Here is a 25,585-nt window from a genome sequence, read left to right as displayed (position 1 = left end):
TTTTGTTTGCTTGAACGAATATATCTAAAGCGTTAAAGGGTTTTTAGCATGCAAATTTCGCAACTGCCGTGCCCAGTATTACCGATACTTCCCTCTATATGTTCGAAACCAAATTGCTCATATAAAGAGACAGCAGAGTTCAGTTCTTCCAGTGTTTCCAAATATAGGTACTTGTATCCAAACTCTCTCGCTTTCTTTATCGATAAATCAATTAAACACCTTCCAAGACCAATACCTAGCACGGATTTATCCAAGTATAGTTTTTGCATTTCTCCATACTCTTCATTAGCCCCTAATAACTGTGCAACGCCAACTCCACCAACAACTTGATCATTAAGTATTGCTACCCAATAACCGGATTTATCAGAGGTGTAAGCGGTACTCAGGCTGGCTAAAGCTGGATCGTGTAGGCTTACGCCTTCTAGATGGTCAATTTTATTATCTATGAAGCTGTTACGAATGACTTCAGCAATAGCATAATTGTCTTCAGGGGTAATTGGTCTGATAGTGATGTCTAGCCCACGGAGTGAAATGCGAAGATGTTCTGCCTCTTCCTTTTTCATTTTTATGATTCCTTTGATGTCTCGGTTAACGCTGGTACTTCATCATCATATAAACAAAGAAACTTTAAGCAATGACTTCCTAGTTCAAATCATTACTGATAACGCCTCAATGAGTACTAGAGGGTACTAGAATTCGATCTCTTCTAGTGCCGAATTTGGACATTTCTCACTTCCCTACCAGTCAAAAGAACTTCCATAAACTAATTGTTTCTTGAATATTGAGAGGGAATTATCTTATTCAGTTCATAGTTTTATCAAAAATGAGAATTATTTCTTGCATTAATGCGATGTGTTCGCTATTTGTCATATTGTGTAAGCAACTATTTCGCTGGCAATTTAATAATGTTAATTAGGGTTGGCTAATTAAGATGAAAATGATGCAAACTAGCCTCAGATTGCAGAATGATTCTTGCTCTATAGAGGAAAGCAGAGAGCTGAAATGAACTCAGAAAAAACAATAAAACATCATATTTACGTTCTTGGTTTGTCATTAATTCTGTTAACACTATTCGCCAAATACAACTACGATTCACTTGACGTTGTAGAAGAAGTTTCAGCAGAAGTAAACAATATAATCTTTGAAAATATAAAGTATTACGAAGATGAGATAAGTGGAAGTTTACCAGTTAAAAATTGTTGGAACTTCTTGGAAGAAAATGCAACTTTACTTTTAAATAATCGAAACATAAGAAGTATAAGTATAACCGACAATAAAAAAGTAGTTTGTTCTTCAATTAATTTACTCAATGGAATGGAATTAAACTTTACCAAAGAAGAAACTGGGAAAATACGGTTTTTTTATATATCTAAGACTCCTTATAGTGACAGTATAAATCAAAAAAACATGGAGGCTTTCTTAATAAAGATATCTTATACCCCTACTTACAGCACTATCATAGGGTTATACCCTGAATCATTAACTGAAGTCATCGATGATTACTCCGAATATGATGTGTATGTAAACTTTGAAAATGTTGTTTTATATAAAGATAAAATAGTTGGTAAAAATAACGCCTTGGAAGGAAAATCGCTTTATGAAGTTAAGTATAATATTAGTCCGTATTTGTTTTTTAAATATGTGATAATAAATCACAGTTTTGTGATAATATTTTGGACGCTTTTATATTTATTGATAGTACGTGTTAAGTCACCAATTTTTGATAAGTTTACAATTAGTTATTGGGATATAAATAAAGCCATAAAACTCCGCCACTTTCATCCATATTTGCAACCTGTTTTTGACATCAATGGTACTTTAACTGGGGCGGAAGTTCTCGTTCGTTGGATTCATCCAACTAAAGGTGTTATTCCTCCTGCCAGTTTTATTGAAGAAGTAGAAGCAAACGGAAAAATTAGAGAAATAACCCAGATTTTAATGCAAAAGTGTTCGACGTATTTACGTAATGTGGAATTCACAAGAAAGGGCGGGTTCCATTTAGGGTTTAACGTATGTGCAATACAGTTTGATTCAAATCTTTTGTATGAAGACATAGTGTTGTTACAGAAAGAATTGTCATCAAAACCTATTTTAATTGTATTGGAAATAACTGAAAGACAAGAATTTGAAAGCAAACTTTTCTCCTCATATATCAATAAACTTAAAGATAAGAATATAAAAATTGCTCTTGATGATTTTGGTACTGGTCATTGCTCAATGAAATATTTAATTAATTCAAGTATTGATATCATTAAAATTGATCGCACATTTGTAAACACTATATCTGAGGGTCCAAACACTCATGTGTTAGATGCCATTATTAACTTAGCTAACGCAACAAATACAGAGATTTTGGCAGAAGGTGTTGAGAATAAAGAACAATTTGAATATTTGTATGCCAATAATGTAATGCACTATCAAGGTTTCTATTTTGATGAACCGATGCCAATTGAAGAGTTTATTGGAAAATATCTTTCATAGTTATTATTCAGTTGCCACACATAGCAACTAGGACTTTAATCATTAATTAGCGCACTCGGTTTATTTCCTTAAACACCGCTTTAGTAGATATGCAGGTGGGTTTTTACTGTATATGTTCCATCTATGAAGAGTTCAGCATTCTATAGGTTCGAGGTTTACTGGGGTTGGGTCCTTAGTTGTCTGCTTTGGTATCTAGCCAACTAGAAATGTCTTTCAGTCTTTCAGATATGTGTTTGTTTAGGCATTTATGGTCGACATACTTTGTCACAATCAAATCTAATCCCAATTCCTTGAAGTCTGGGTGCTCAGAAATAATTTTAATGTATTCGTCCAGTCTTGATTCTGGTGTTGTTGGGCGTTGCAGTTGTTTCTTGAGCTTTTCTCGAAACTTACTTGGAGTCTCATTAATATCAACTTGCTCATCGCAATACATTTCTTCGTATAGGACATCAGCTAATTGTTTATTGCTCCAACCTAGCGCATTTAGCAACTGACGAATTTGTTTTTGTTTTTGCTCTGTCCCCATTTGTCCCAAACCTATTAGTTAGTATGCAATTGTCTCAGCGGAGACAGTAAATATTAATGAAAAGGAACTACACTATGTCAAATAAAACACTTATGACGACTAAAGCCGCGGCTCGAATTCAATCAGATGAAGCTAAAAAAAATGGTGGGAAAGTCTCTAAAGATTCATTCGCTGCTCGTGCTCAGAGAGCGGCTGACAATAATAAAAAACAAGGTAAATAAGGAGTTTATCATGAGCAAACCAAATCCTAATTATCCAAGCAAAACCGGTAACCCTTCAGGGCCTGGGCGTGGTAACACTCCAAAGCGTTAAATAAATTTTTGAGGCAGCGTATCTGCCTCTTTTAACCTATGAACAGCGTTCAGCGTTTCTTTTTAATCTTCTAATAAACAGAGATTCGTCTGTTTTGTAGTCAGAATAGGAAACATCTTTAGTTGTCTTCTCTACAGCACACAGGCATATATCTCGTTTGCTGTTAAACCAACTCTTAGAAACTGCACTAGTTGAAGCATTCAAGCATGTATCAACAAGCGCATACTCAACTTGAAGTGGATATCGAATTTCATCAAAGACATCATTTACTTGGTACCCACCTACAACACCTACCAATAAAGCAGCACTTGAAGAGACCAATTTCCGTTTACTGAACTTATAACCTTTGAAGCTTTTTTCGCACTCTTTACACAATATGTTCTCAGCATACTCAATTTTATTATCGGTATGACATCGAGGGCACTCGACTTTCATTTCTAGGCAACCTTATGATTTTTCTTCTTTATTTGATAATTTCAATTCATATTTAAGCACAATTCCTTACAGAAATTGATAGTTACACTCCCGTTTTTATAGAGACTTTTCTGAAATGAGTTTGGACTGTATGAGAGGGATCGAATTAGGTCTGTGCGCCCGTTCTAGGGAAATCTTGCCGCGTTCAAGTCGTTTCTATATCGGCAATCTATAAGTAGTTTAGCTATGCCTGCCGTATCGAGTGGAGTTGTATGATTTCACTCTTTAGAGGTAAGAAATTAATAGAAGGTATAAATGCAATTAACGAATAAGGTTGCTACAGTTTTAATTGGTTCAATATGTGGATATATACAAAAACGCCTTAGCTTGAATGTTAGCTAAGGCGTTGTTTTATTTGGCGCTCCCGACAGGATTCGAACCTGAGACCTGCCCCTTAGGAGGGGGCCGCGCTATCCAGCTGTGCCACGGGAGCAGGGCTCTTATATTACTCAATTATTTGAATAAGTTAACCACCGATAAACACTTTTAATTCTGTTTGTGCATAACGTCGCCAATTTGCACGCTCGATAGTAGTTCTGGCTGATCAATCATCAGTTCAGCGTCGTTTTCATAAACACGTGATACCGTTAAAGTGATATCACTTTGGGTAACTTTATTGCGTGGCAAACCTTTTTGATCAATGAATGCGCCTGTGTGCCAAAGTTGCAGTTTATCGCCTTCTTGAACGCCGTGAATTCTGCCTAAATCCATGGTTAGTGTGTTGCCAAATTTGGCAACAACTTCAGGAAGCGTAATCTTGCACGAAATTTCAGACTCTAAGTCCAACATAATATTTCGGCTTACTCTAAGTAACATATCGCCATAAGTAGAAGCCCAGAAGCGTGCGCTTCGCGTATCGATTTGGCTGGTTTTCGCAAAAGGCCAACGGGCGACTTCACGATAGTTATGTTTAAAGACTTCACTGCCAGTTTTGCCATCGAACACTTTCATCTCTAAAGCGAACTGACGGTTAATGACATCATCTTGTAGTAATTTCTGCTCGATAGTCGCCGTAAGGTCAGTAATTACACCGCCAATGATGTATTGTGCGCCGGTATCTTGAGCAATCATTTTGATTCGTTCAGGATTACGGGCATTGATATCATAGTTGGTGGTACCGACAGAGACGAAGCTTCCTGACTCCTGACCGATTTGGCGGTTTACTACTTCGGCAAAATCATCTCCCAGACTATAAATCTGCCCCATTACCGCTTGTTGAGGTGATGCTAAATCAATATTGCCGACTAAGAAGGTCTTTTTATATTGGTTTTGCTGGCAACCTGCTGCCGATGGGTAGATGTCAATACGAGCTCGAACACTCATCACATCGTTTCTAGAAGTTGTCTGTTCAATCAGGATGTACCTTACTTCATGGTTTGAAAACTGGTATTCGGTACGTTCTGATTCTAATAGCGGCATTAAGTTGCTGATACTGCCAATATCTGCCCCGGCAAATTTTACCGCCTTATAAATGGCGTTTTCTAATGCGTGGAGTCGGGCGGCACTTTCTGTTGAAACAACAGCGGCAGTACCTGTCACTTCATACCATTCTGCATAAGCTCTGGGTACGCTGAGTGTTGCTGAAAGTATTGAAATTAAACAATAAATAATTTTTTTCATTATGAATTACCAGTTAGGTATAAATTTTGCTTCTTAATTCGTAGCTGATGTAGGTATCGCGTTTCTGAATAGTAGACGAATTTAGAAAAGCAAAGAGTGTTCCAGTTTCATCAGTGAGAGTGAAATGGAACCGATGCCTTAGTATATCTGGAGATGAAGAGAATGAAAAAATGGCTTCCTTTAGTGCCAGCAGTTTTTTTGACTGCATGTGCCTATGCCCCGATTTATAACGGAAAAGAGCCGTACTCTGGTTCACAATTTATGTTGATGGAGAGTCCAAGACATACTTTGGATTTCTTTGTAGAGAGTATGACTGAAGATTTAATGATATCGAACACGAGTATTACTGCACGTAATGCTATTGCTGTGACCTCATTTGTTGATCTGCAAAATATGGATACAACAAACTGGTTGGGTAATTCGGTATCCGAAGGGTTTATTTACCAGTTCCAACGCCGTGGTTTTAAGGTTGTTGACTATAAAACCACAGGTACGATTCAAGTAACGCAGCAAGGCGATTTTGCGTTTAGCCGCGACTGGAAAGACTTAGCTCAAGAGCAAGAAATCCAATACGTGTTAACGGGCACTATGCTTCGTCAAGATGGTGGCGTTCTTGTTAATGCTCGTGTTGTTGGTTTGCAATCTCGTATTGTTGTGGCGACTGCGCAAGGTTTCCTACCCGCTGATCGCATTGGTAGAGATTTAGATACTTTGAACAGTATGCGTACTCAAGATGGTGTTCTCATTCGTTCTGATCCAACGATGAAGCAACCTTACACTGTCATTCTGCGCCCATAGGAGTTTATGATGAAACAATGGTTATTGGTCCTAGTGACAGCGTTTGTAATGATGGGGTGTCAGCCTCTTCAAACAACAAGAGCCGATGATTGGTTAACTGCGGTGGGATACGCGAGTATCAGTGAGCAGAAAGGGCGTGATGTTGAAGAGAAGCGAGTTCGAGCGATGCGAGCTTCAAAAATTGATGCTTACCGCGAGCTGGCTGAACAAGTCTATGGCATGCGTGTTAGCGGCCGAGCGGAGCTAAGCGATCAGCGTCTTGGTACTGAACGTACCAGCGGTGAAGTTGATGGTGTTATTCGTGGTGCAGAAGTGGTTCGTAGCTATAAAGTTGGCGACAGCTATGTAACGGAATTACGTCTAGACATTAATAAGATGAACATGCTTCGAGATTACGGCGAAGTTCAACAGGTGCCTGAAAAACGTCAGCAAACTCTGTTCTAACTGTCTCTGTTCTATCTCTTGTAGTTTTAATTATCACTCTCCAGATACTTAAAATCGGCATACAAAAAAAGCGGCAAATATTGCCGCTTTTCTATTTTCTGGTTTTATTGCCGTCGCCTGTCATCAATACTGTGACCATTAATACTGCGATGTGCCGATTACGCTTTGAGATTGGTACCCAAAGTCGAAACGGATTGAGTGCGGCCTGTTGCGCTATAAGTCATTCCAACTTTGCCCAAGCTTTGCTGCATCATATTATTGAGTTTATTAAAGCTAAGCTGTGCGCGATTCAGGGCTTCGCCATTTATCAAGTTGGCTTGCTGGCAATCGTGAATAACAGAACGAATTTGATTGGTTAACTCATTGAGGTAGCTATCCTCAGCCAGGCTCGAGACATGAGGATGAGCAGCAATTCGTTGATCTGTCGTTTGCAGTTGGTTAACCAAAGTGGTTTTCTGTTTGGCAAGCGCTTCTATATCCGCAGATATTCGCGAAGTAATTGCGATTTTCTCTTTTTCCAACAGCACTGATAATTCTTGTGCGTTTTTAAGTTGGAATTCGATCAAGTCTTTTAGTGCTGCCATAACTTAAATTGCCTATAAACCGAATCGGGTTAGTTAAAGCCACCCAATTCTTTTTCAAATCTGATCATATTGTCGGCCAGTTTTTCTGAATCAACAACATAAGATCCGTTTGCGATCGCCTCTTTAATCGCAGCAACTTTAGCGCTGTCGAAGCTAGGGGTCGTCGTCATGTCGTTATGCAGTTCACCAATGGCCTTTCCCTGATGGCTAAGCGATACAGAATCTTGCTTAACAGCACCACGGTTGGTCGCACTTGATGTTGATGAAGATGCATCTGAATTAGAACGAGCAGGGGCGCGATTCGTCGTGTTTAACGAATGCCCTGAGCGTATGTTATCAATGCCTGCCATAAATGAGCCTTTTTTAAAATATGAATCTGTACTGTCAATATCGACATGTAGAAGAATAACTTTAGCAATTTTATGGCTTCGTGACGAATTTAACGCTTTTATTGCTAAGTAACTAAAACTGAACGGTTACTTCGCCAATACCACTGACTTGCGCATCTATTATACGGTTAGATTTATCATTTTTCACTTTTATCTGTTCACCGAAGCTTCCGTCAGATAATGCTGTTCCTTTAGTAGTAATATTCATACCACTGGCGTTTGCTTGGATAAGTACACTGTCATTTCGGCATACCACACAGATATCATTTTGTTCGATAACATCACCTAACTTCACGTTTTTCTTGGTTTTTGCTCCGACCACTCTCTCTATCGAGGAAAAACCTTGCCGTCTAAAGCGCAGCAGATCTACCATACTGATAGTTATATCGTTGTCTGTTAAAACTTGTCCTCTGCTAATATGATTAGCAGCGGTAACCATAGGAACTCGCATTGTTAGGCGAACGGGAACATAGATTTTCCAGTTATCTGTTTCGCATTCAACTAGCACGGTGATGTTGCTGGCAGACGCATTACTGGATGACGAAGAGGTTGTGAGAGTGTTTGGGCAATCGGTGGCGAATATGCGGTCATCTATGTTTGCGGCATTCACTACGAGCTCGCCTCCTTCGGCGACTTCAACACTGCTCAAAACATGATTTTCAGCGGCATTTTGAATCATTTTTACTTGCTCTGGTGTTGCAGCAAACAAAGAAAGACTAAAGAAAGCTAACAAAAAACCGATAGAGTTAAAAAAAATATTATAGAAAGCTCTACACTTAGATAGGGAATGTAGATGTAAACAGATCTTCGGATGCATTGTTCGTGTCTCTCGTTTCTTCATAGCGTGTAGTAGACTACCACTTTTTTATGAACATAAGTTTGAGATGGAGATGTGCTTATGACGGGTATTCTTGATTCTGTGAATCAGCGTACGCAACTTGTCGGCCAAAACCGACTAGAATTACTGACTTTCCGTCTTAACGGACACCAACGTTATGGCATTAACGTTTTTAAAGTCAAAGAAGTTCTACAATGTCCTAAATTGACTGCTATGCCTAACTTGCATCACTTAGTTAAAGGTGTTGCCCATATTCGTGGTCAAACGCTTTCTGTTATTGACTTAAGCTTGGCCATCGGTGGTCGTCCGACTCAAGATGTTCAAAAAAGTTTTGTTGTCATTGCGGAATTTAACCGTACAACTCAAGCTTTTTTAGTAAGTTCGGTTGAACGTATAATCAATATGCACTGGGAAGCAATTCTGCCTCCGCCAGAAGGTGCTGGTAAAGCCAACTATCTGACAGCCGTAACCAATATTGATAACGAACTGGTTGAAATTCTCGATGTAGAAAAGATCCTTGCAGAAATCGCACCAGTTAATGAAGAGATGGATGCTAGTATCGGTCATGATATAGCGGAAGCTGAACAAGAAAAGGCGATTGTTCGTCGTATTTTAATTGCAGACGACTCGACAGTAGCTCGTAAGCAAGTTCAACGAGCGATAGAGTCAATCGGTTTTGAATGTATTTTGACCAAAGACGGTAAAGATGCATACGAAAAGCTGTTAGAAATGGCAAAAGAAGGTAGTATTTACGAACAAATCTCTTTGGTGATTTCGGATATTGAAATGCCAGAGATGGACGGCTACACCTTAACGGCAGAAATACGCCGGAATAATGAATTAAAAGATCTCTACGTTATACTGCACTCATCACTGAGTGGGGTATTTAACCAAGCTATGGTTGAACGAGTAGGTGCAAATGCATTTATCGCTAAGTTTAACCCTGATGAGCTTGGTAATGCGGTGAAGGCTGCGCTAGTAAAATAAAGAGAAATTAATGACTGCTATTACTATAAGCGATCAAGAATATCGCGACTTTTGCCGATTTCTGGAATCTCAATGCGGGATCGTGTTGGGAGACAGCAAACAGTACTTGGTGAGAAGTCGTCTCAGTCCACTTGTGACTAAATATAAGTTAGCTAGTTTATCTGACCTGTTACGAGATGTCGTAACAGGGAGAAATCGTGATTTGCGTGTGGCAGCAGTTGATGCGATGACAACCAATGAAACCTTGTGGTTTCGTGATACGTATCCGTTTACTGTGCTTGCTGAGCGTTTACTGCCAGAAATGGCGGCAAAAAAACGCCCAATTAAAATCTGGTCGGCGGCGAGTTCTTCTGGTCAAGAGCCTTATTCAATGGCAATGACTATCCTTGAAACTCAACAGCGTCGTCCTGGTTTACTTCCAAGCGTGTCGATCACGGCAACGGATATCTCAGCAAGCATGCTGGATATGTGTCGTGCAGGTGTCTATGACAACCTCGCTTTGGGACGTGGTTTGTCTCCTGAGCGCCGTCGTGCATTCTTTGAAGATGCAGGGGACGGACGTATGAAGGTAAAAGATAGCCTCAAACGTTTGGTGAACTTCCGCCCGCAAAACTTAATGGAAAGCTATGCGTTGCTCGGTAAGTTCGACATCATTTTCTGTCGAAATGTATTGATTTACTTCTCGCCAGATATGAAAGCCAAAGTATTGAATCAGATGGCAAACAACCTAAATCCCGGTGGTTACCTGCTGCTTGGTGCATCTGAGTCTTTAACTGGGCTGACGGACAAGTTTGAAATGGTGCGTTGTAACCCTGGCATCATTTATAAGCTCAAGTAAGCCATAAGCTTCAAACCCATTATTTTCTAAAGCCCAGCAACGTGCTGGGCTTTTTCTTTCCTTTCTGGTTCTCTGTTCTATACCTAAAGAGAGACATTCCAAATCTCTAAATTTATAGGTTTGCTACTGCCAAAACGGCGTGCTTTTTGCAACCTGTTTTTTGCAAGCTAAAAGGTTGCAATACGAGAAAAGATTAATTGTGAATTGGTAAATTTAAAAGTTGGTACGCTAATTGCTTTTAATCTATGACTAACGGTCAGTTCTTATTAAAGAGGCAAAGTATGGCTATTTCTTTCAACAACGCACTCGGTATACACCAGCATACGGTGGGTGTTCGTGAACGCAATGCAGAGGTTATCTCTACTAACATTGCTCAAGCGAATACACCTGGGTTTAAGGCGAAAGGAATGGACTTCAATAAGGCTTTGCAGGCGGCAAGTTCGGGGGCAAGCATTGGTCTTAGCCGTACGGACGGTCGGCACATTCCTGCCTCTACGACTGTGACAGGGGAAATGCTTTACCGCGTTCCAACTCAACCTGACACTGGTGATGGCAACACGGTGGATGTGGATTTAGAGCGTAACTTGTTTATGCAAAACCAGATTCGCCACCAAGCATCACTTGACTTCTTAGGAAGTAAATTCAAGAACTTAACGAAAGCAATTAAAGGGGAGTAATTTAGATGAGCTTATTTAATGTGTTCAATGTGACAGGTTCCGCGATGAGTGCTGAGTCTGTTCGTCTAAATACAACCTCAAGTAACCTTGCTAACGCGGACAGTATCAGCAGCTCTGCTGAAGATACTTATAAAGCGCGTCACGCAGTGTTCGGTGCCGAGTTGAGTAAAGCACGTTTTAACCGCGACCCAAACGTGCCTGTGAAAGTGTTAGGTATTGTGGAAAGTGATAAACCGCTATCAGCGGAGTTTAACCCTGACCACCCACTTGCGAATGACGAAGGCTATATCTATAAGCCTAACGTTAACGTAATGGAAGAAATGGCTAATATGATTTCTGCATCACGTTCATACCAAACGAACGTACAGGTTGCAGATGCTAGTAAACAAATGCTGCTGCGTACGCTGCAGATGGGTCAATAAGGATAAGGAGTTAGCGTATGGCCGGAATAGATAACGTTGGTCAAAGCGGCTTGTCCTATGTTGACCAGCTGAAAGCTCTTCAAGAACAGAAGAAGCCGACTGAGAGCACAGGTAAACAAGATCTTAAACAAGAAGATTTTCTTTCCCTGCTCACGAAGCAACTTTCTCAGCAAGATCCTTTTAAGCCGGTTAGCAATGACCAGATGATTGCGCAAATGGCATCATTTGCGACGGTTGATGGTATTGGCAAGATGAACACTCAATTTGAGAGTTTGAACTCGGCAATGACATCTAACCAAGCCTTGCAAGCATCATCACTGGTAGGTCGTGATGTATTGGTACCTGGTGCTGCAGGCGTTAAGAAAGATGATGCAGGCATGGCGGCAATGGTTAAGCTTCCAAGTTCGGTAGAGAATTTATTTGTTCGTATCGAAGACGAAATGGGACAGCTAGTTCGTACTATGGATGTAGGAGCTAAACCGGCCGGTGACAACCGTGTCGAATGGGATGGAAAAGATCAAAACGGTAATCCATTGCCGGCCGGCAAATACAAAGTGAAAGCCGCTGGTCTACTAGATGGAACAAGTACTGAATTTGGCGTATCTACTTACGCTAACGTCAATAGTGTTCTGCTTGGTAAGGGTGATGGTAACGTACTACTCAATCTAGCTGGTTTCACATCACCAGTGAAACTTGCTGAAGTACTTGAAGTTGGCAAAGCATAGAATGCTAGCTAGATAGGAGAATTTGGAATGTCATATGTATCTCTTAGCGGTTTATCCGCAGCTCAGTTAGACCTGAACACAACCAGTAACAACATTGCGAACGCAAACACATTCGGCTTTAAAGAGTCACGTGCGGAGTTCGGTGATGTTTACTCAAGCTCTTTATTTACCAACGCTAAAACCACTCCGGGTGGTGGTGTACAAGTGAATAAAGTTGCCCAGCAATTCCACGAAGGTTCAAGTATTTATACTAACAACCCAATGGACTTGCGTATCTCGGGCACTGGCTTTTTCGCGGTATCTAAAGATCGCCTTATTCCACAGCAAAATGAATTGACTCGTAACGGTGCTTTCCACCTGAACAAAGACAATTTCATGGTGACGTCGAATGATGAGTTCCTACTGGGCTATCAGGTAAACCCTGATACTGGTGATGTGCTTTCTTATGAACCACAGCCACTGAACATTCCAGCAGAGTTTGGTAAACCTAAACAAACGGCAAACATTGAAGTAGGTGTAAACCTTCCAGCAAACGGTGATCTGAAAGATCCAGCGTTGTTTGACTACAATGATCCTGAAACTTATAACCGCTCAACGTCATCGACAATTTATGACTCAATGGGGCAGTCGTATAAGCTAACTACGTATTATCTGAAAGACCAAACTCAGCCAAATACGTGGCAAACTTATTACACAGTGACAGACAAAGACGGTGAGAAGCCATTGAACATCACTGGTGGTGATGCGACTACACCGACTGGTCATGTTGGTCACTCCATGAAGTTTAACAATGACGGCACGTTAGCAAGTTTGAACAACGGACAGCCAATTGTTTCTGATCCTCTAGGCGCAGGTGCAAATCCTATTAACCTAAATGGCGCAGATGTTAACCAGACACTCTCCTTTGGTCTAGATTCAGCAACTCAGTTTGCTGCACCATTTGAATTGACTAAGTTCGATGAAGATGGCGCAACAACGGGTTTCTTAACTAAGATCGACTTTGACGAAAACGGTAGTGTGTTAGGCACTTACTCAAACGGTGAAAACATCACCCTAGGACGAGTTGCGTTAGTACGTGTCTCTAACGAACAAGGTCTGGATAAAAAAGGTGGTACTCAATGGGATTCAACTCAGTTCTCTGGTGACAAGATCTGGGGCGAATCAAACAAAGGCTCTTTCGGTTCCATCAACAACGGTACTTTAGAGCAATCCAACATTGATATGACCCAAGAGTTAGTGGATTTGATCTCTGCTCAACGTAACTTCCAAGCTAACTCACGTGCGCTTGAAGTTCACAACCAGCTACAACAAAACATCCTGCAGATTCGATAATACGATCTTCGTATATATGGTCATCTGGTCTATCAAGCCAGCGGCAACGCTGGCTTGATAGGATTGCCAGCTTGCCACATTGCCGCGGCAAACCTCCCCGTAATACCCCTTCTACTTACTATAACTTTCTGTTTTATATTAAAAATAAAACTTGGCACACCTATTGCTTTATAAGTCGTAACAGATGAATTTTGGAGCAAATTATGGACCGTGCATTGTTTCTCGCCATGAGTGGCGCAAAGCAAAATATGCAAGCTATGCAGCTAAGAGCGAATAACTTGGCCAACGTAAGCACAACTGGTTTTCGTGCTGACTTAGCACAAGCTCGTTCAATGCAAGCATATGGTGATGGTCTGCCTAGCCGAGTGTTCAGTATGACTGAACGCCCAGGAAACAATTTCCAGCAAGGCAGTGTTATCACAACGGGACGTGATTTGGATGTCACCATTCAAGGCGATGGCTGGATTGCTGTTCAAGACAAAACCGGTGCTGAAGGTTTAACTCGTAACGGTAATTTGCAGATCGACCAAACCGGTCTTTTGCTTAACGGCAATGGTCACTTGGTGCTTGGTGAAACTGGTGCGCCAATTACTTTACCGGTACCAGTGGCAAAAGTTGAAATTGGTAACGACGGTACTATTTCTGTTCGCCCGCAAGGCGCTCCAGCAGATGCAATGGAAATCGTCGACCGTATTAAGCTTGTTCGTCCAAACAACCAAGATTTATATAAAGATGTTAATGGTCTTTTCCGCGCGAAAGATCCAAACACGGCATACGATGCAGATGCCAATGTAAAAATTCTGACCAGAGCCCTAGAAGGCAGTAACGTCAATGCGGTGGGTGAAATGACCAGCCTAATCGAGTTACAGCGTCAGTTTGAAATGCAAGTCAAAATGATGAGCACGGCAGAAGACATGGACAAATCGTCCGATTCTCTGCTTCGTATGAGCTAACCAATTGAAAGGAAATTAGTATGCAGCCGGCATTATGGGTAAGTAAAACAGGCCTCGACGCGCAGCAAACCAATATTGCGACGATCTCGAACAACTTAGCGAACGCATCAACCATTGGTTACAAGAAGAGTCGTGCGGTCTTTGAAGATTTGTTCTATCAAAATATTAACCAGCCTGGTGGTCAGTCATCTCAGAATACTGAATTGCCAAGTGGTTTGATGTTAGGTGCGGGTTCTAAAGTAGTGGCTACTCAAAAAGTACACACTAACGGTAACGCACAAACGACAACCAACAGCCTCGATATGATGATCGAAGGGGATGGCTTTTTCCAAATCCTGATGCCGGATGGCAATATCGGTTATTCACGAAATGGTCAGTTCACTCTCAACGATGAAGGTGTGATTGTGACGTCAGGTGCGGGCTACGCTTTGGACCCTGAAATTGTGGTTCCTGAAGATGCTATCTCAATCACTATCGGTAATGACGGTGAAGTGTCGGCTCGAATTCGTGGTCAGCAAGACAACCAAGTTTTAGGGCAGATCACCACGGTAGATTTTATTAACCCAGGTGGTTTAGAGCCGATTGGTCAGAACCTTTACTTGCCGACAGGGGCAAGTGGTGACCCACAAGAAGGTGTGCCGGGTCTAGATGGCCTAGGTAGCATTCGTCAGTCAACACTGGAAAGCTCAAACGTTAACGTAACTGAAGAGCTGGTGAATATGATTGAAGCTCAACGTGTCTATGAGATGAACTCGAAAGTTATCTCGGCAGTAGACAAGATGATGAGCTATGCGAACCAGCAGCTATAACCCAATAGCGGTAACTTTGGTTTATATAGAGTGATTGAGAGATAGTGATGATGAAACGTTTACTTAGCCTAATTTTTGTTTTGACGGTTTCTGGTTGCGGATTACTGCCAGAAGAGATCGAAACTTCGGATGTGACTGCTGGAACTACGGTCGTAGATGCAGTTGAAGGTGACAAGTCTGCTGAAAGTGATTCAGGGCTGGTTGATACACTACGTAAACGTAATGATCCTGTTGCTGGCGATCCTGCATGGGCACCGATTCACCCGAAAGCTAAGCCTGAGCATTATGCGGCAGAGACCGGGTCACTATTTAATTTAGCTAACTCAAGTAGCCTTTATGATGATTCAAAACCTCGCATTATTGGTGACATCATTACAGTGACCTTGGATGAAAAAACCAAAGCGGCAAAAAGTGCTGATGCTGATTTGTCAAAATCGAATGATGCATCGATGGATCCTCTTGCCGTCGGTGGACAAAACTTAACCGTGGGTGATTACAACTTCTCTTATGCGTTAAAGAATGACAATAAATTCAGCGGAAGTGCAGAAGCTAACCAGAGCAATAGTCTTTCGGGTTCGATTACAGTCGAAGTGATTGAAGTACTGGCAAACGGTAACCTCGTGATTCGTGGTGAAAAATGGTTAACCTTTAATACTGGTGATGAGTACATTCGTTTAAGCGGCACTATTCGTCCAGACGATATTGATTTCGATAACACCATCGCTTCAACCCGTATTTCTAATGCTCGAATTCAATATTCTGGTACCGGAACGAACCAAGATATGCAAGAACCTGGATTCTTGGCACGATTTTTTAATGTGTCTCTGTAGATTAAGCTCTACAGTCGAAGAATTGACAGAATTAAGTTGATATCGATGAGGCCTAATTGGCCTCATTTGTTTTTTGAACTCAGGTCGGCAGACCTAACGTTAACGGTAATCCACAATGAAAAAACTCACTTTGTTATTGATGATGCTAGTGACAGCAAGCGCCAACGCTGCTCGCATCAAAGATGTTGCTCAAGTAGCAGGTGTGCGTAGTAACCAATTGGTGGGTTACGGTTTGGTGACTGGTTTGCCGGGTACGGGTGAATCAACGCCTTTCACGGATCAAAGCTTCAACGCCATGCTGCAAAGCTTCGGCATTCAATTGCCACCTGGCACTAAGCCAAAAACCAAAAACGTTGCCGCTGTAATTGTGACGGCTGATTTGCCAGCATTCTCTAAGCAAGGTCAAACGGTCGATATTACTGTTTCTTCAATCGGCTCAGCGAAAAGCCTGCGTGGCGGCACATTGATGCAAACTTTCTTAAAAGGTTTGGATGGTCAGGTCTATGCTGTGGCGCAAGGTAACCTAGTTGTTAGTGGTTTTAGTGCCTCTGGCGCAGACGGTTCAAAAGTAGTGGGTAATAACCCAGCTGTGGGTATGATTTCTGGTGGTGCGATTGTCGAGCGTGAAGTCCCAACACCATTTGGACGCGGCGATTTTATTACCTTCAACTTATTGGAGTCGGATTTTACTACCGCTCAGCGCATGGCTGATGCAGTGAACAACTTCCTTGGTCCACAAATGGCATCTGCAATTGACGCTGCATCTGTACGCGTTCGTGCGCCTCGTGATGTAAGCCAGCGAGTGGCATTTCTTTCTGCGATTGAAAACTTAGAATTTAACCCAGCAGATGGTTCGGCAAAAATCATTGTTAACTCTCGTACTGGTACTATCGTTGTTGGTCAGCACGTTCGCTTAAAACCTGCTGCAGTGACCCACGGTGGTATGACGGTTGCGATTAAAGAGAACCTCAATGTTAGCCAGCCGAATGCTTTCTCTGGTGGTCAAACCGTGGTTGTTCCTAATTCGACTATCGAAGTAGAAGAGAAGCAGGGCAAGATGTTTAAACTTGAGCCGGGTGTGACTCTCGATGAACTTGTACGTGCAGTAAACGAAGTCGGCGCAGCGCCTTCAGACTTAATGGCAATCCTGCAAGCTCTTAAGCAAGCAGGTGCTATTGAAGGCCAGTTGATCATTATCTAAGGAGATTAAGATGATTAATAACTCTAACGATATTGGTTTTATTCACGATATTGCCAGCCTAGATAAACTGCGTAAGCAGGCTGTGGGTGGTGATGAAAACTCAGAGAAAGAAGCGTTAACTGCAGCAGCTCGTCAGTTTGAATCGATCTTTACCAACATGATGTTGAAGTCGATGCGTGACGCGAATTCTGGCTTCAAGTCGGAACTGTTTAACAGCCAAAATGAAGATTTCTATCGCCAGATGCTCGATGAGCAGATGACCAGTGAACTGAGCTCATCAGGTTCTCTTGGGTTGGCGGATATGATTGTTGCTCAGCTTTCTGCGGCAGAAAAACCGCAAGCAGGCGGTGAAGATGGCTTCCAAGAAGCGATGCGCCGTGTTGAACGCTCTCGTGAAGCAGCGGCAAATCGAGCTGAAATGAGTGATGACAGTGAGCTATCGATGGTTAATAGCACCGCTGCTAGCACGGCTGCGGCTCAACAGGCGGCAAACTTTGAATCACCACGTTCGTTTGTTTCATCGCTTAAGCCTTATGCTGATAAAGCGGCAAAAGCGTTGGGCATTGACGCCTCTCTACTGATTGCCCAAGCTGCATTAGAAACAGGTTGGGGGCAGAAAGTGGTTAAAAATGCCCGTGGTAGTAGCAACAACCTATTCAACATTAAAGCGGATCGCAGTTGGCAAGGAAATAAAGTGGCAACTCAAACTTTGGAGTACCACCACAATACGCCGGTTATGGAAAAAGCGGCATTCCGTTCGTATAACTCTTTCCAAGACAGCTTTAATGATTATGTTCGTTTCTTAGAAAAGAACCCTCGTTACACTACGGCACTGAATCATCAAGGTAGCAACGAAGAGTTCATTCGAGGTATTCATAAAGCGGGATACGCAACTGACCCAGAATACGCAGACAAAGTGCTACGAGTGAAATCTCAAATCGACCAGATGGGCGAACTTTAAATTGTGAAGGCCGGAGAAATGACTCCGGCTTTTTTTGTCTTTCTTCTTTACCTCATTTCCTATTTCTTCTTTATATTTCCTCGGCTTATCTCCAATAAATAAAATTGGCATACATGTTGCTTTATACCCTGTAGATAGTCAGTGAACACTGATGTTTTTATAGTTTTTGGGGGCAGTATGGCGTCTGATCTTCTGAATGTGGGTACGCAAAGCGTATTAACCGCTCAGAGACAACTCAATACAACAGGTCATAACATTTCTAATGTTAATACAGAGGGTTACAGCCGTCAGTCTGTGATCCAAGGGACCAACATGCCTCGCCAATACGGCGGACAAACCTATGGTATGGGCGTACATGTGGACAATGTTCGCCGCTCATGGGATCAGTTTGCCGTTAAAGAGCTGAACATTGCCACTTCTGAATACGCATTTAAGAGCGATACTGAGCAGAACCTCGATATGTTATCCAAATTGCTCTCTTCCGTTGCGTCTAAAAAAATTCCTGAGAATCTTAACGAGTGGTTTGATGCGGTGAAATCACTCGCGGATTCACCGAATGACGTGGGTGCTCGTAAAGTGGTACTTGAGAAAGCTAATTTGATTTCTCAAAACCTTAACGATTTCCATGAAACAGTGCGCCGACAGTACGATGTGACCAACAAAGGTCTTGATGTTGGTGTCGAACGTATTAACCAGATCGCAGTTGAAATCCGTGATTTACAGCGTTTGATGATGAAGGTGCCAGGTCCTCACAATGATTTAATGGATCAGCATGAAAAGCTGGTGGCTGAGCTTTCTGAGTACACCAACGTTACCGTTACGCCTCGTAAAAATGCGGAAGGATTTAACATCCATATCGGCAATGGTCATACCTTGGTTTCAGGCACTGAAGCAAGCCAGTTGAAAATGATGGACGGCTATCCAGATGTTAAACAACGTCGCCTTGCAATGGTTGAAGGTAATGGGATTAAACCGATTACGGCAAAAGACATCGGCGGCAAAATTGGCGCGTTGATGGATATGCGTGACGATCACATCCCTTACGTTATGGATGAAATCGGCCGCTTAGCGACATCCTTCTCTTATGAAGTGAATAAGTTGCAATGGCAAGGTTTGGATTTGCGTGGCGATGTCGGTCATAACATTTTTACTGATGTGAACTCAGATGTTGCCGCACGTGAGCGTGTTGTTACTCCTGCAGATTCAAAAGCAGACGTCGCCGTTTACATTGATGATATCAGCCAGCTCACTGGTGGAGAGTACTCGCTCTCTTATAATGGCAGTGACTATGTGATCACGCGTCCTAGCGGTGAACAGGTGATTGCAGAGGAATCTCGCGGCAATATTTTTATCGATGGCATGCGAATCCAAATCAACAATGACCCACAAACGGGCGAGCGCGTAATATTGCGCCCAACTCGTAATGGTGCCAAAGAGATTAAGCTTATCACCAACGATCCGGCAAAAATTGCCGCTCAAAGTTATGAAGCATCGACCACGCTTGCCCAAGGCAAAGCGAAATTCAAAATTCTTGAAGCAGGTGCTGTTCGTGAGTTTGAAGTGGTGATCTCTCCTCTGGGTGATCAGTTTGCCGTTACCGATACAAAAGGCAACATCCTTTTGGAACCGCAAGAGTATCCGCCTTCAGGTCCTGTTGAAGTTCAGGGAACTATTTTTGAACTCTCCGGCGGTGCATTGCCGGATGACAAATTTACGGCAAACCTTGTCGCTTCAGAAGGTGACAACGGCAACTTACGTAAAATGATCAATGTTCAAACCAATAAAGAGATGAACGATAACAACTCGACCATCATCGATCTGTACCACAACCTCAATACAGATTTTGGTTTGAAGCTGTCGACTGCTTCACGTCTGACGGACGTTTCTCGATTAGAAAAGCAGTCAGCACAAGAACGTATTGCTTCTGTATCTGGGGTAAACCTGGATGAAGAAGCGGCAAACATGATGAAGTTTCAACAAGCCTATATGGCTTCGTCTCGTATCATCCAAGCGTCAAACGATACGTTTAACACTATTCTGCAGTTGAGATAGGAGGGAGATTAAATGTTAACTCGAATTTCTAGCTTCCATAACTATCAATCTGTGCAAAACGACATGCGTCGTCAGGAATCGAAAGTTCACCATAACCAAGCGCAGCTAGCGTCTGGTAAGAAGCTATTGTCGGCTGCGGATAACCCGCTTGCGACACATTACATTCAGAACGTGACTCAGCAAGAAGAGCAGTTACGCCAATATTTGGATGCCATTACTTTGGTTCGAAACCGTCTTGAGCATCAGGAAGTTATTGTTAGTAATGCGGAAGAGTTTGCTGATAAAGCCAAGCGGAATGTCATGGAAATGATCAACGGTTCTCTTTCACCAGAAGACCGCGGCGCTATAGCTCGTCAGATCCAGGAAATTTCGAATAACTTCATTAACCTTGCGAATGTTCAGGATGAGATGGGCAACTATATTTTTGCCGGTACCAAACCAAAGAATCAGCCGTTCTTCCGCGACAACGCCGGTAACGTCACTTATTCCGGTGATGACTATCAGCGAAAAATGAAGATTTCTAATAGCTTGGAAATTCCGTTTAACACTCCGGGTAGCAAAATCTTTATGGAGATTGAGAACCCGTTTGGTGATTACGAACCGAATTACGCTTTGCAAGAAGGTTCTGAGTTATTGCTTGAGCGTGCAACCAACAGCAACGTTGATGATAACTCGAACTACACAGTGACATTCGTTGATATGGATAACGGCAAGTTTGGTTATCAACTTGAACGTAACGGCAGCATTGTGCAGGCCGACGAATTTGACGGCAAGACTGGTATCCAGTTTGAAGGTTTAACGATCGCGATTAAAGGGCAGATCACCAAAGGTGACTCTATCACCATCGAGCCGCGTAAAACCTTCAGTATTTTCGACAGCTTTAAAGATGCGATTGAGTATTCATCCCGCTCAGTCGCGGATGCTTCTTCGACTGCGAAGTTACATCAAGTGACAGAGGAACTGCATAAAGCCTTTATTCACTTGAATAAATCGCACACAAATATCGGTGCCAGTTTGAGCACTTTAGATATTCAAGAAGAGCAACACGAAGATTTCAAAATCAGCTTAGCGAAGTCAAAAAGTCAGTTTGAAGACTTGGACTACGCAGAAGCCGTGATTGAATTCAACGAAAATTCCCGAGCTCTGCAAGCTTCTCAGCAAGCGTTCGGTAAAACCAAAGATTTAACCCTATTTAATTACATCTAACTTGAATGCCATATGTGCAATGCCATATGAGCAAAGTGAAATGTGATTAATAAAGGAACGATTGCCACTTCGTTTATTGATTACGAGTTAATCAATAGTAAAGCGGCAAGTATGCGGCAATTAATTATTGCCGCTGGCTATGACTCTCTAGGTTTTCCAATGATATTGGATAGATGATGTCAGTAACTTATTGAAATTTAGTGTCTTTAAAAATAATTACACTGAATTTCAAAGTTGGCACACATATTGAATTATCAATACTAGTGTTAATTAAACAATTTTTTAAATCGGCACATGTTGCAGATTTAGCAAGTTATTTACGGTCAGTGCTTCCAAAGAGTAAAGCTGACCGCTTCGCAAAATACTTGCGGACTCGATAGGAGAGCAAACTATGACCATTAATGTAAATACCAACGTGTCGGCAATGACTGCGCAGCGTTATCTAAACAAAGCGACTGGTGAGCTAAACACATCTATGGAGCGCTTGTCGTCTGGTAACCGCATCAACAGTGCGAAAGACGATGCAGCGGGCCTACAAATTTCTAACCGTTTGACTGCTCAGTCTCGTGGTCTAGATGTCGCAATGCGCAATGCCAACGATGGTATTTCGATTGCACAGACTGCAGAAGGTGCAATGAATGAGTCAACCAGCATCCTACAACGTATGCGTGACCTATCTTTGCAATCAGCAAACGGTACCAACTCTTTATCTGAGCGTACAGCGCTTAACGAAGAGGTGTCAGCGCTGCAAGACGAATTAAACCGTATCGCAGAAACCACATCATTCGGTGGACGTAAACTGCTTAACGGTTCATTTGGTGAAGCATCATTCCAGATCGGTTCTAGCTCTGGTGAAGCAATCATCATGGGCCTAACCAGTATCCGTGCTGATGAACCTCGTATGGGTGGTATGGCGTACGTTTCAGAGCAGGGCAAAACAAAAGACTGGGGCGTACCTGTCAACGCAAATGAACTGACTTTCGAGTTTACTGGTAAAGATGGTGAGCCGAAGACGGTAAGTGTTCAAGCTAAAGTCGGTGACGATATCGAAGAGCTTGCAACATACATTAATGGTCAAACAGACGTGTTCAAAGCGTCAGTAGACGAAGATGGCAAGCTACAAATTTTCATTGCTGAACCGGATATGGCACAGGACTTCAACATTGGCGGTAGTCTGGCTGGTGAACTTGGTTTGAGCACTGAAAGTGGCAGATACACAACAGTGCAAGATATTGATGTAACAACAGTGGGCGGTTCTCAAAACGCTGTTGGTATTATCGATGCGGCTTTGAAATACGTTGATTCACAACGTGCTGACTTGGGTGCGAAACAAAACCGTTTAAGCCACAGTATTAGTAACTTGGCAAACATCCAAGAAAACGTTGAAGCGTCTAAGAGCCGCATCAAAGATACAGATTTTGCGAAGGAAACAACGCAACTTACTAAATCTCAAATTCTGCAACAAGCGGGTACCTCAATTCTCGCTCAAGCGAAACAGTTGCCAAACTCTGCAATTACACTATTGCAGTAGTTTTAGGACTCTTCATTAATAAGTCTAGACGTAGACATGTATTGAAGACCCTTTGGCAAAGTATGTTTATTAGAAAGTGGCAGGCTCTCTCAATCTACACCCTGTCTGCCACCGGATAATATTCATACGCCCCGGTATGCCTAAATGTGTTCATTTCTCTTGATCTCCACATGGCTTGGCTACCACAAACAGCCCCAGTTCTCTCAAAGGAAAAGGGGCTTTTCTTTTGCCTGTAATTTGTCATTTCCCTTTCCCCAATATCCGATCTTTTTAAGTTAACCCTTACGTTTATCTAGTCTGCATCCTACAGAGTTGGCAGTTCTTTGCTGTTTGCGTCGCATATTTCCGGTAAATCCTTAATTTTTCTAAAGGTATTCTCTTGTAGGCCGCTAACAGAGATAACTTTGAGAGAACATTTTGGTTTTTCGAGACGTCGGAAGCCGCATTCGAAGTTCCGCTTCGCAGAAAAATCTAGGAGAGACAACTATGTCAGTGAACGTAAATACTAATGTGTCAGCAATGACAGCACAGCGATATTTGAACAGTGCGACATCTGCTCAGCAAACGTCTATGGAACGTTTGTCATCAGGTTCAAAGATCAACAGTGCAAAAGATGACGCAGCAGGTCTACAGATCTCAAACCGTCTGAATGTGCAAAGCAGAGGCTTTGATGTTGCTGTGCGTAATGCGAACGATGGTATTTCTATTGCTCAAACGGCTGAAGGTGCGATGAATGAAACAACGAACATTCTACAACGTGTTCGTGATTTATCATTGCAAGCAGCGAACGGCTCGAACTCTAAGTCTGAGCGTGTAGCGATTCAGGAAGAAATTTCGTCAATGAATGATGAACTTAACCGTATCGCGGAAACCACATCATTTGCCGGTGGTAAGCTCCTCAATGGTACCTTTGATACTAAGTCATTCCAGATTGGCGCAGATAGCGGTGAAGCAGTGATGCTTTCACTGAACAATATGCGCAGTGACAACCAGAAAATGGGTGGCGTTAGCTACAAAGCAGAAAATGGCCAAGGTAAAGACTGGGCTGTTAAGTCTGGAAGCAATGATCTGACGATTACTCTTAATGACAAATATGAAGGTGAGAAAACCATCTCTATCAATGCCAAAACAGGCGATGATATTGAAGAGTTAGCCACTTACATTAATGGTCAAACAGACATGGTGAAAGCTTCTGTCGATGAAGACGGCAAACTGCAGCTGTTTACTGCGGCAGACAAAGTGGAAGGCCAAGCGACGTTTGGTGGCAGCCTTGCTGGTGAATTGGGCTTTGCTGAAGGTAAAGACGTCACTGTTAAAGATATCGATGTGACAAGCGTTGGTGGTGCACAGCAATCAGTAGCGATTGTTGATGCGGCACTGAAGTTCGTTGATAGCCATCGAGCTGAGTTGGGGGCATTCCAGAATCGCTTTAACCATGCAATCAGCAATTTGGAAAACATTAACGAAAACGTGAATGCTTCTAAGAGCCGAATCAAAGACACTGACTTTGCGAAAGAAACAACGTCATTAACTAAGTCGCAAATACTTTCTCAAGCTTCAAGCACGGTATTGGCACAGGCAAAACAAGCACCAAACTCTGCTTTGGCTCTACTTGGCTAATTTCGAGTACATTAGTGTTAATAAAGAATCCAGCTTCGGCTGGATTTTTTTATACCTATCGAAGCTTCATTATTATAGTCACCGCCTTCATGAAGGAATATTCGCAGAGATAAGAAGATCTAAAGGAAGATCAACCGTTTTCAAGGTAATTGATTCAAGCTTTTCTAAAGGCGTGGTGATTTGAAATGAAGAGATAAGCAGAGGGATGTTGTTACACAGGTGACAGATAAAACAAAACCCAGCCTAAGCTGGGTTCTATTATGATGGTGCGGAAGGAGAGACTTGAACTCTCACACCTTGCGGCGCCAGAACCTAAATCTGGTGCGTCTACCAATTTCGCCACTTCCGCAACTTAATCTGTAGATTAACTGAATATTGGTCTTCAACTAATCGTTGTAGTGTTCGGTCATCTAAACAAAACACTTTAAATAATGGCAGGTCTACCTGGATTCGAACCAGGGAATGGCGGCATCAAAAGCCGCTGCCTTACCGCTTGGCGATAGACCTACAGAGATGATTGCTCATCTAAATAATGGTGCGGAAAGAGAGACTTGAACTCTCACACCTTACGGCGCCAGAACCTAAATCTGGTGCGTCTACCAATTTCGCCATTTCCGCATCTTAATCTGTAAATTAATTAAATTAGGCGTTCAACTAATTGTTGTAATAACTCGTCTAAAACCAGCTATTTACTAATAATGGCAGGTCTACTTTGAACCCGAATCAGGGAGAATAGACGGGGCATCAAAAAATGCTTTCTAACCACTATCTTAATTGTAATGGCAGGTCTACCTGGATTCGAACCAGGGGATGGCGGCATCAAAAGCCGCTGCCTTACCGCTTGGCGATAGACCTGCAGAGATGATTGCTCATCTGAATAATGGTGCGGAAGGAGAGACTTGAACTCTCACACCTTGCGGCGCCAGAACCTAAATCTGGTGCGTCTACCAATTTCGCCACTTCCGCAACTTAATC

General features: G+C 42.3%; 26 protein-coding genes and 6 tRNA genes. 19 read left to right on the top strand and 13 right to left on the bottom strand.

Annotated features, from left to right (window positions below; genetic code table 11):
- Positions 1–32 precede the first annotated feature (32 nt).
- Entirely contained in the window at positions 33–563 is a 531-nt protein-coding gene (locus tag L3V23_RS03290) for a GNAT family N-acetyltransferase (RefSeq protein WP_102966160.1), read from the bottom strand.
- 439 nt (positions 564–1,002) lie between these two features.
- Here L3V23_RS03290 and L3V23_RS03285 point away from each other — a divergent pair, with 439 nt between their 5' ends.
- A complete protein-coding gene (locus tag L3V23_RS03285; RefSeq protein ID WP_237291906.1) occupies positions 1,003–2,481 on the top strand; it encodes an EAL domain-containing protein in 1,479 nt (492 codons plus the stop codon).
- Positions 2,482–2,653: 172 nt separating this feature from the next.
- On the opposite strand, the gene L3V23_RS03280 is transcribed toward L3V23_RS03285, so the two are convergent.
- Positions 2,654–3,007 carry an elongation factor Ts gene (locus L3V23_RS03280; RefSeq protein WP_102966162.1) on the bottom strand — a complete coding sequence of 118 codons (354 nt, stop codon included), beginning with the start codon at positions 3,005–3,007 and terminating at the stop codon, positions 2,654–2,656.
- Between the two features lie 74 nt (positions 3,008–3,081).
- Between L3V23_RS03280 and L3V23_RS03275 the strand changes: the two genes are divergently transcribed.
- Positions 3,082–3,228 (top strand): hypothetical protein, encoded by a 147-nt coding sequence (locus L3V23_RS03275; RefSeq protein WP_102954314.1) that lies wholly within the window; start codon positions 3,082–3,084, stop codon positions 3,226–3,228.
- A gap of 127 nt (positions 3,229–3,355) precedes the next feature.
- Here the strand turns inward: L3V23_RS03275 and L3V23_RS03270 are convergent, their stop codons facing one another.
- The 3 genes from L3V23_RS03270 to L3V23_RS03260 form a co-directional block, all read right to left on the bottom strand.
- Entirely contained in the window at positions 3,356–3,754 is a 399-nt protein-coding gene (locus L3V23_RS03270; RefSeq protein ID WP_042480032.1) for a hypothetical protein, read from the bottom strand.
- A gap of 395 nt (positions 3,755–4,149) precedes the next feature.
- Positions 4,150–4,226: transfer RNA gene (locus L3V23_RS03265), tRNA-Arg, on the bottom strand.
- Positions 4,227–4,279: 53 nt separating this feature from the next.
- The gene (locus L3V23_RS03260) at positions 4,280–5,413 is read right to left on the bottom strand and encodes a flagellar assembly protein FlgT (RefSeq protein ID WP_102954312.1); all 1,134 of its coding nucleotides are present in this window, start codon (positions 5,411–5,413) and stop codon (positions 4,280–4,282) included.
- A 162-nt stretch (positions 5,414–5,575) separates the two neighbouring features.
- On the opposite strand from L3V23_RS03260, the gene L3V23_RS03255 reads away from it, so the two are divergent.
- The gene (locus L3V23_RS03255; RefSeq protein ID WP_042480013.1) at positions 5,576–6,211 is read left to right on the top strand and encodes a FlgO family outer membrane protein; all 636 of its coding nucleotides are present in this window, start codon (positions 5,576–5,578) and stop codon (positions 6,209–6,211) included.
- A 9-nt stretch (positions 6,212–6,220) separates the two neighbouring features.
- Complete coding sequence (gene flgP / locus L3V23_RS03250) at positions 6,221–6,655, top strand: flagellar assembly lipoprotein FlgP (RefSeq protein WP_042480011.1); 435 nt, start codon at positions 6,221–6,223, stop codon at positions 6,653–6,655.
- Between the two features lie 158 nt (positions 6,656–6,813).
- Here the strand turns inward: flgP and flgN are convergent, their stop codons facing one another.
- From flgN to flgA, 3 genes are all read right to left on the bottom strand, one after another.
- Complete coding sequence (gene flgN / locus L3V23_RS03245; protein ID WP_042480009.1) at positions 6,814–7,239, bottom strand: flagellar export chaperone FlgN; 426 nt, start codon at positions 7,237–7,239, stop codon at positions 6,814–6,816.
- 29 nt (positions 7,240–7,268) lie between these two features.
- On the bottom strand, positions 7,269–7,589 hold the full coding sequence (flgM, locus tag L3V23_RS03240) for a flagellar biosynthesis anti-sigma factor FlgM (RefSeq protein WP_042480007.1): 321 nt from the start codon (positions 7,587–7,589) through the stop codon (positions 7,269–7,271).
- A gap of 112 nt (positions 7,590–7,701) precedes the next feature.
- The gene (flgA, locus tag L3V23_RS03235; RefSeq protein WP_081878633.1) at positions 7,702–8,469 is read right to left on the bottom strand and encodes a flagellar basal body P-ring formation chaperone FlgA; all 768 of its coding nucleotides are present in this window, start codon (positions 8,467–8,469) and stop codon (positions 7,702–7,704) included.
- Positions 8,470–8,526: 57 nt separating this feature from the next.
- Between flgA and L3V23_RS03230 the strand changes: the two genes are divergently transcribed.
- The 15 genes from L3V23_RS03230 (at position 8,527) to L3V23_RS03160 (ending at position 24,610) form a co-directional block, all read left to right on the top strand.
- Positions 8,527–9,453: a chemotaxis protein CheV gene (locus L3V23_RS03230; RefSeq protein WP_102954310.1), complete on the top strand. Its 927-nt coding sequence runs from the start codon at positions 8,527–8,529 to the stop codon at positions 9,451–9,453.
- 10 nt (positions 9,454–9,463) lie between these two features.
- Complete coding sequence (locus L3V23_RS03225; protein ID WP_042480002.1) at positions 9,464–10,291, top strand: protein-glutamate O-methyltransferase; 828 nt, start codon at positions 9,464–9,466, stop codon at positions 10,289–10,291.
- A 281-nt stretch (positions 10,292–10,572) separates the two neighbouring features.
- A complete protein-coding gene (gene flgB, locus L3V23_RS03220; RefSeq protein ID WP_042480001.1) occupies positions 10,573–10,968 on the top strand; it encodes a flagellar basal body rod protein FlgB in 396 nt (131 codons plus the stop codon).
- Positions 10,969–10,973: 5 nt separating this feature from the next.
- On the top strand, positions 10,974–11,390 hold the full coding sequence (gene flgC, locus L3V23_RS03215; protein ID WP_042479998.1) for a flagellar basal body rod protein FlgC: 417 nt from the start codon (positions 10,974–10,976) through the stop codon (positions 11,388–11,390).
- A gap of 17 nt (positions 11,391–11,407) precedes the next feature.
- Positions 11,408–12,115, top strand: coding sequence for a flagellar hook assembly protein FlgD (gene flgD / locus L3V23_RS03210; RefSeq protein WP_042479997.1), 708 nt, complete (start codon positions 11,408–11,410; stop codon positions 12,113–12,115).
- Positions 12,116–12,142: 27 nt separating this feature from the next.
- On the top strand, positions 12,143–13,447 hold the full coding sequence (gene flgE, locus L3V23_RS03205) for a flagellar hook protein FlgE (RefSeq protein WP_042479994.1): 1,305 nt from the start codon (positions 12,143–12,145) through the stop codon (positions 13,445–13,447).
- Positions 13,448–13,650: 203 nt separating this feature from the next.
- Entirely contained in the window at positions 13,651–14,400 is a 750-nt protein-coding gene (flgF, locus tag L3V23_RS03200) for a flagellar basal-body rod protein FlgF (protein WP_042479991.1), read from the top strand.
- Positions 14,401–14,420: 20 nt separating this feature from the next.
- The gene (flgG, locus tag L3V23_RS03195) at positions 14,421–15,209 is read left to right on the top strand and encodes a flagellar basal-body rod protein FlgG (RefSeq protein WP_042479988.1); all 789 of its coding nucleotides are present in this window, start codon (positions 14,421–14,423) and stop codon (positions 15,207–15,209) included.
- A 50-nt stretch (positions 15,210–15,259) separates the two neighbouring features.
- Positions 15,260–16,039 (top strand): flagellar basal body L-ring protein FlgH, encoded by a 780-nt coding sequence (gene flgH, locus L3V23_RS03190; protein WP_102954377.1) that lies wholly within the window; start codon positions 15,260–15,262, stop codon positions 16,037–16,039.
- 115 nt (positions 16,040–16,154) lie between these two features.
- On the top strand, positions 16,155–17,240 hold the full coding sequence (locus L3V23_RS03185) for a flagellar basal body P-ring protein FlgI (RefSeq protein ID WP_102954309.1): 1,086 nt from the start codon (positions 16,155–16,157) through the stop codon (positions 17,238–17,240).
- A gap of 10 nt (positions 17,241–17,250) precedes the next feature.
- A complete protein-coding gene (gene flgJ, locus L3V23_RS03180) occupies positions 17,251–18,201 on the top strand; it encodes a flagellar assembly peptidoglycan hydrolase FlgJ (RefSeq protein WP_102966163.1) in 951 nt (316 codons plus the stop codon).
- 177 nt (positions 18,202–18,378) lie between these two features.
- Entirely contained in the window at positions 18,379–20,253 is a 1,875-nt protein-coding gene (flgK, locus tag L3V23_RS03175) for a flagellar hook-associated protein FlgK (protein ID WP_042479980.1), read from the top strand.
- 12 nt (positions 20,254–20,265) lie between these two features.
- Positions 20,266–21,459, top strand: a complete 1,194-nt coding sequence (gene flgL, locus L3V23_RS03170) for a flagellar hook-associated protein FlgL (protein ID WP_042479977.1) — start codon at positions 20,266–20,268, stop codon at positions 21,457–21,459.
- Between the two features lie 391 nt (positions 21,460–21,850).
- On the top strand, positions 21,851–22,990 hold the full coding sequence (locus L3V23_RS03165) for a flagellin (RefSeq protein ID WP_042479976.1): 1,140 nt from the start codon (positions 21,851–21,853) through the stop codon (positions 22,988–22,990).
- Between the two features lie 486 nt (positions 22,991–23,476).
- A complete protein-coding gene (locus tag L3V23_RS03160; RefSeq protein WP_102954305.1) occupies positions 23,477–24,610 on the top strand; it encodes a flagellin in 1,134 nt (377 codons plus the stop codon).
- A 264-nt stretch (positions 24,611–24,874) separates the two neighbouring features.
- Here the strand turns inward: L3V23_RS03160 and L3V23_RS03155 are convergent.
- From L3V23_RS03155 to L3V23_RS03135, 5 genes are all read right to left on the bottom strand, one after another.
- A tRNA-Leu gene (locus L3V23_RS03155) sits at positions 24,875–24,959 on the bottom strand.
- 83 nt (positions 24,960–25,042) lie between these two features.
- Positions 25,043–25,117, bottom strand: a tRNA-Gln gene (locus tag L3V23_RS03150).
- Between the two features lie 26 nt (positions 25,118–25,143).
- Positions 25,144–25,228 (bottom strand) — tRNA-Leu (locus L3V23_RS03145).
- A gap of 162 nt (positions 25,229–25,390) precedes the next feature.
- A tRNA-Gln gene (locus L3V23_RS03140) sits at positions 25,391–25,465 on the bottom strand.
- A 26-nt stretch (positions 25,466–25,491) separates the two neighbouring features.
- A tRNA-Leu gene (locus L3V23_RS03135) sits at positions 25,492–25,576 on the bottom strand.
- Positions 25,577–25,585: the final 9 nt, after the last annotated feature.

Source organism: Vibrio sp. A1-b2, from assembly GCF_021726015.1.
In the GTDB taxonomy this organism is placed as follows: domain Bacteria; phylum Pseudomonadota; class Gammaproteobacteria; order Enterobacterales; family Vibrionaceae; genus Vibrio; species Vibrio diazotrophicus.
The sequence above is the reverse complement of the archived record's forward strand: the minus strand, read 5'-3'. Positions and strand labels throughout refer to the sequence as shown.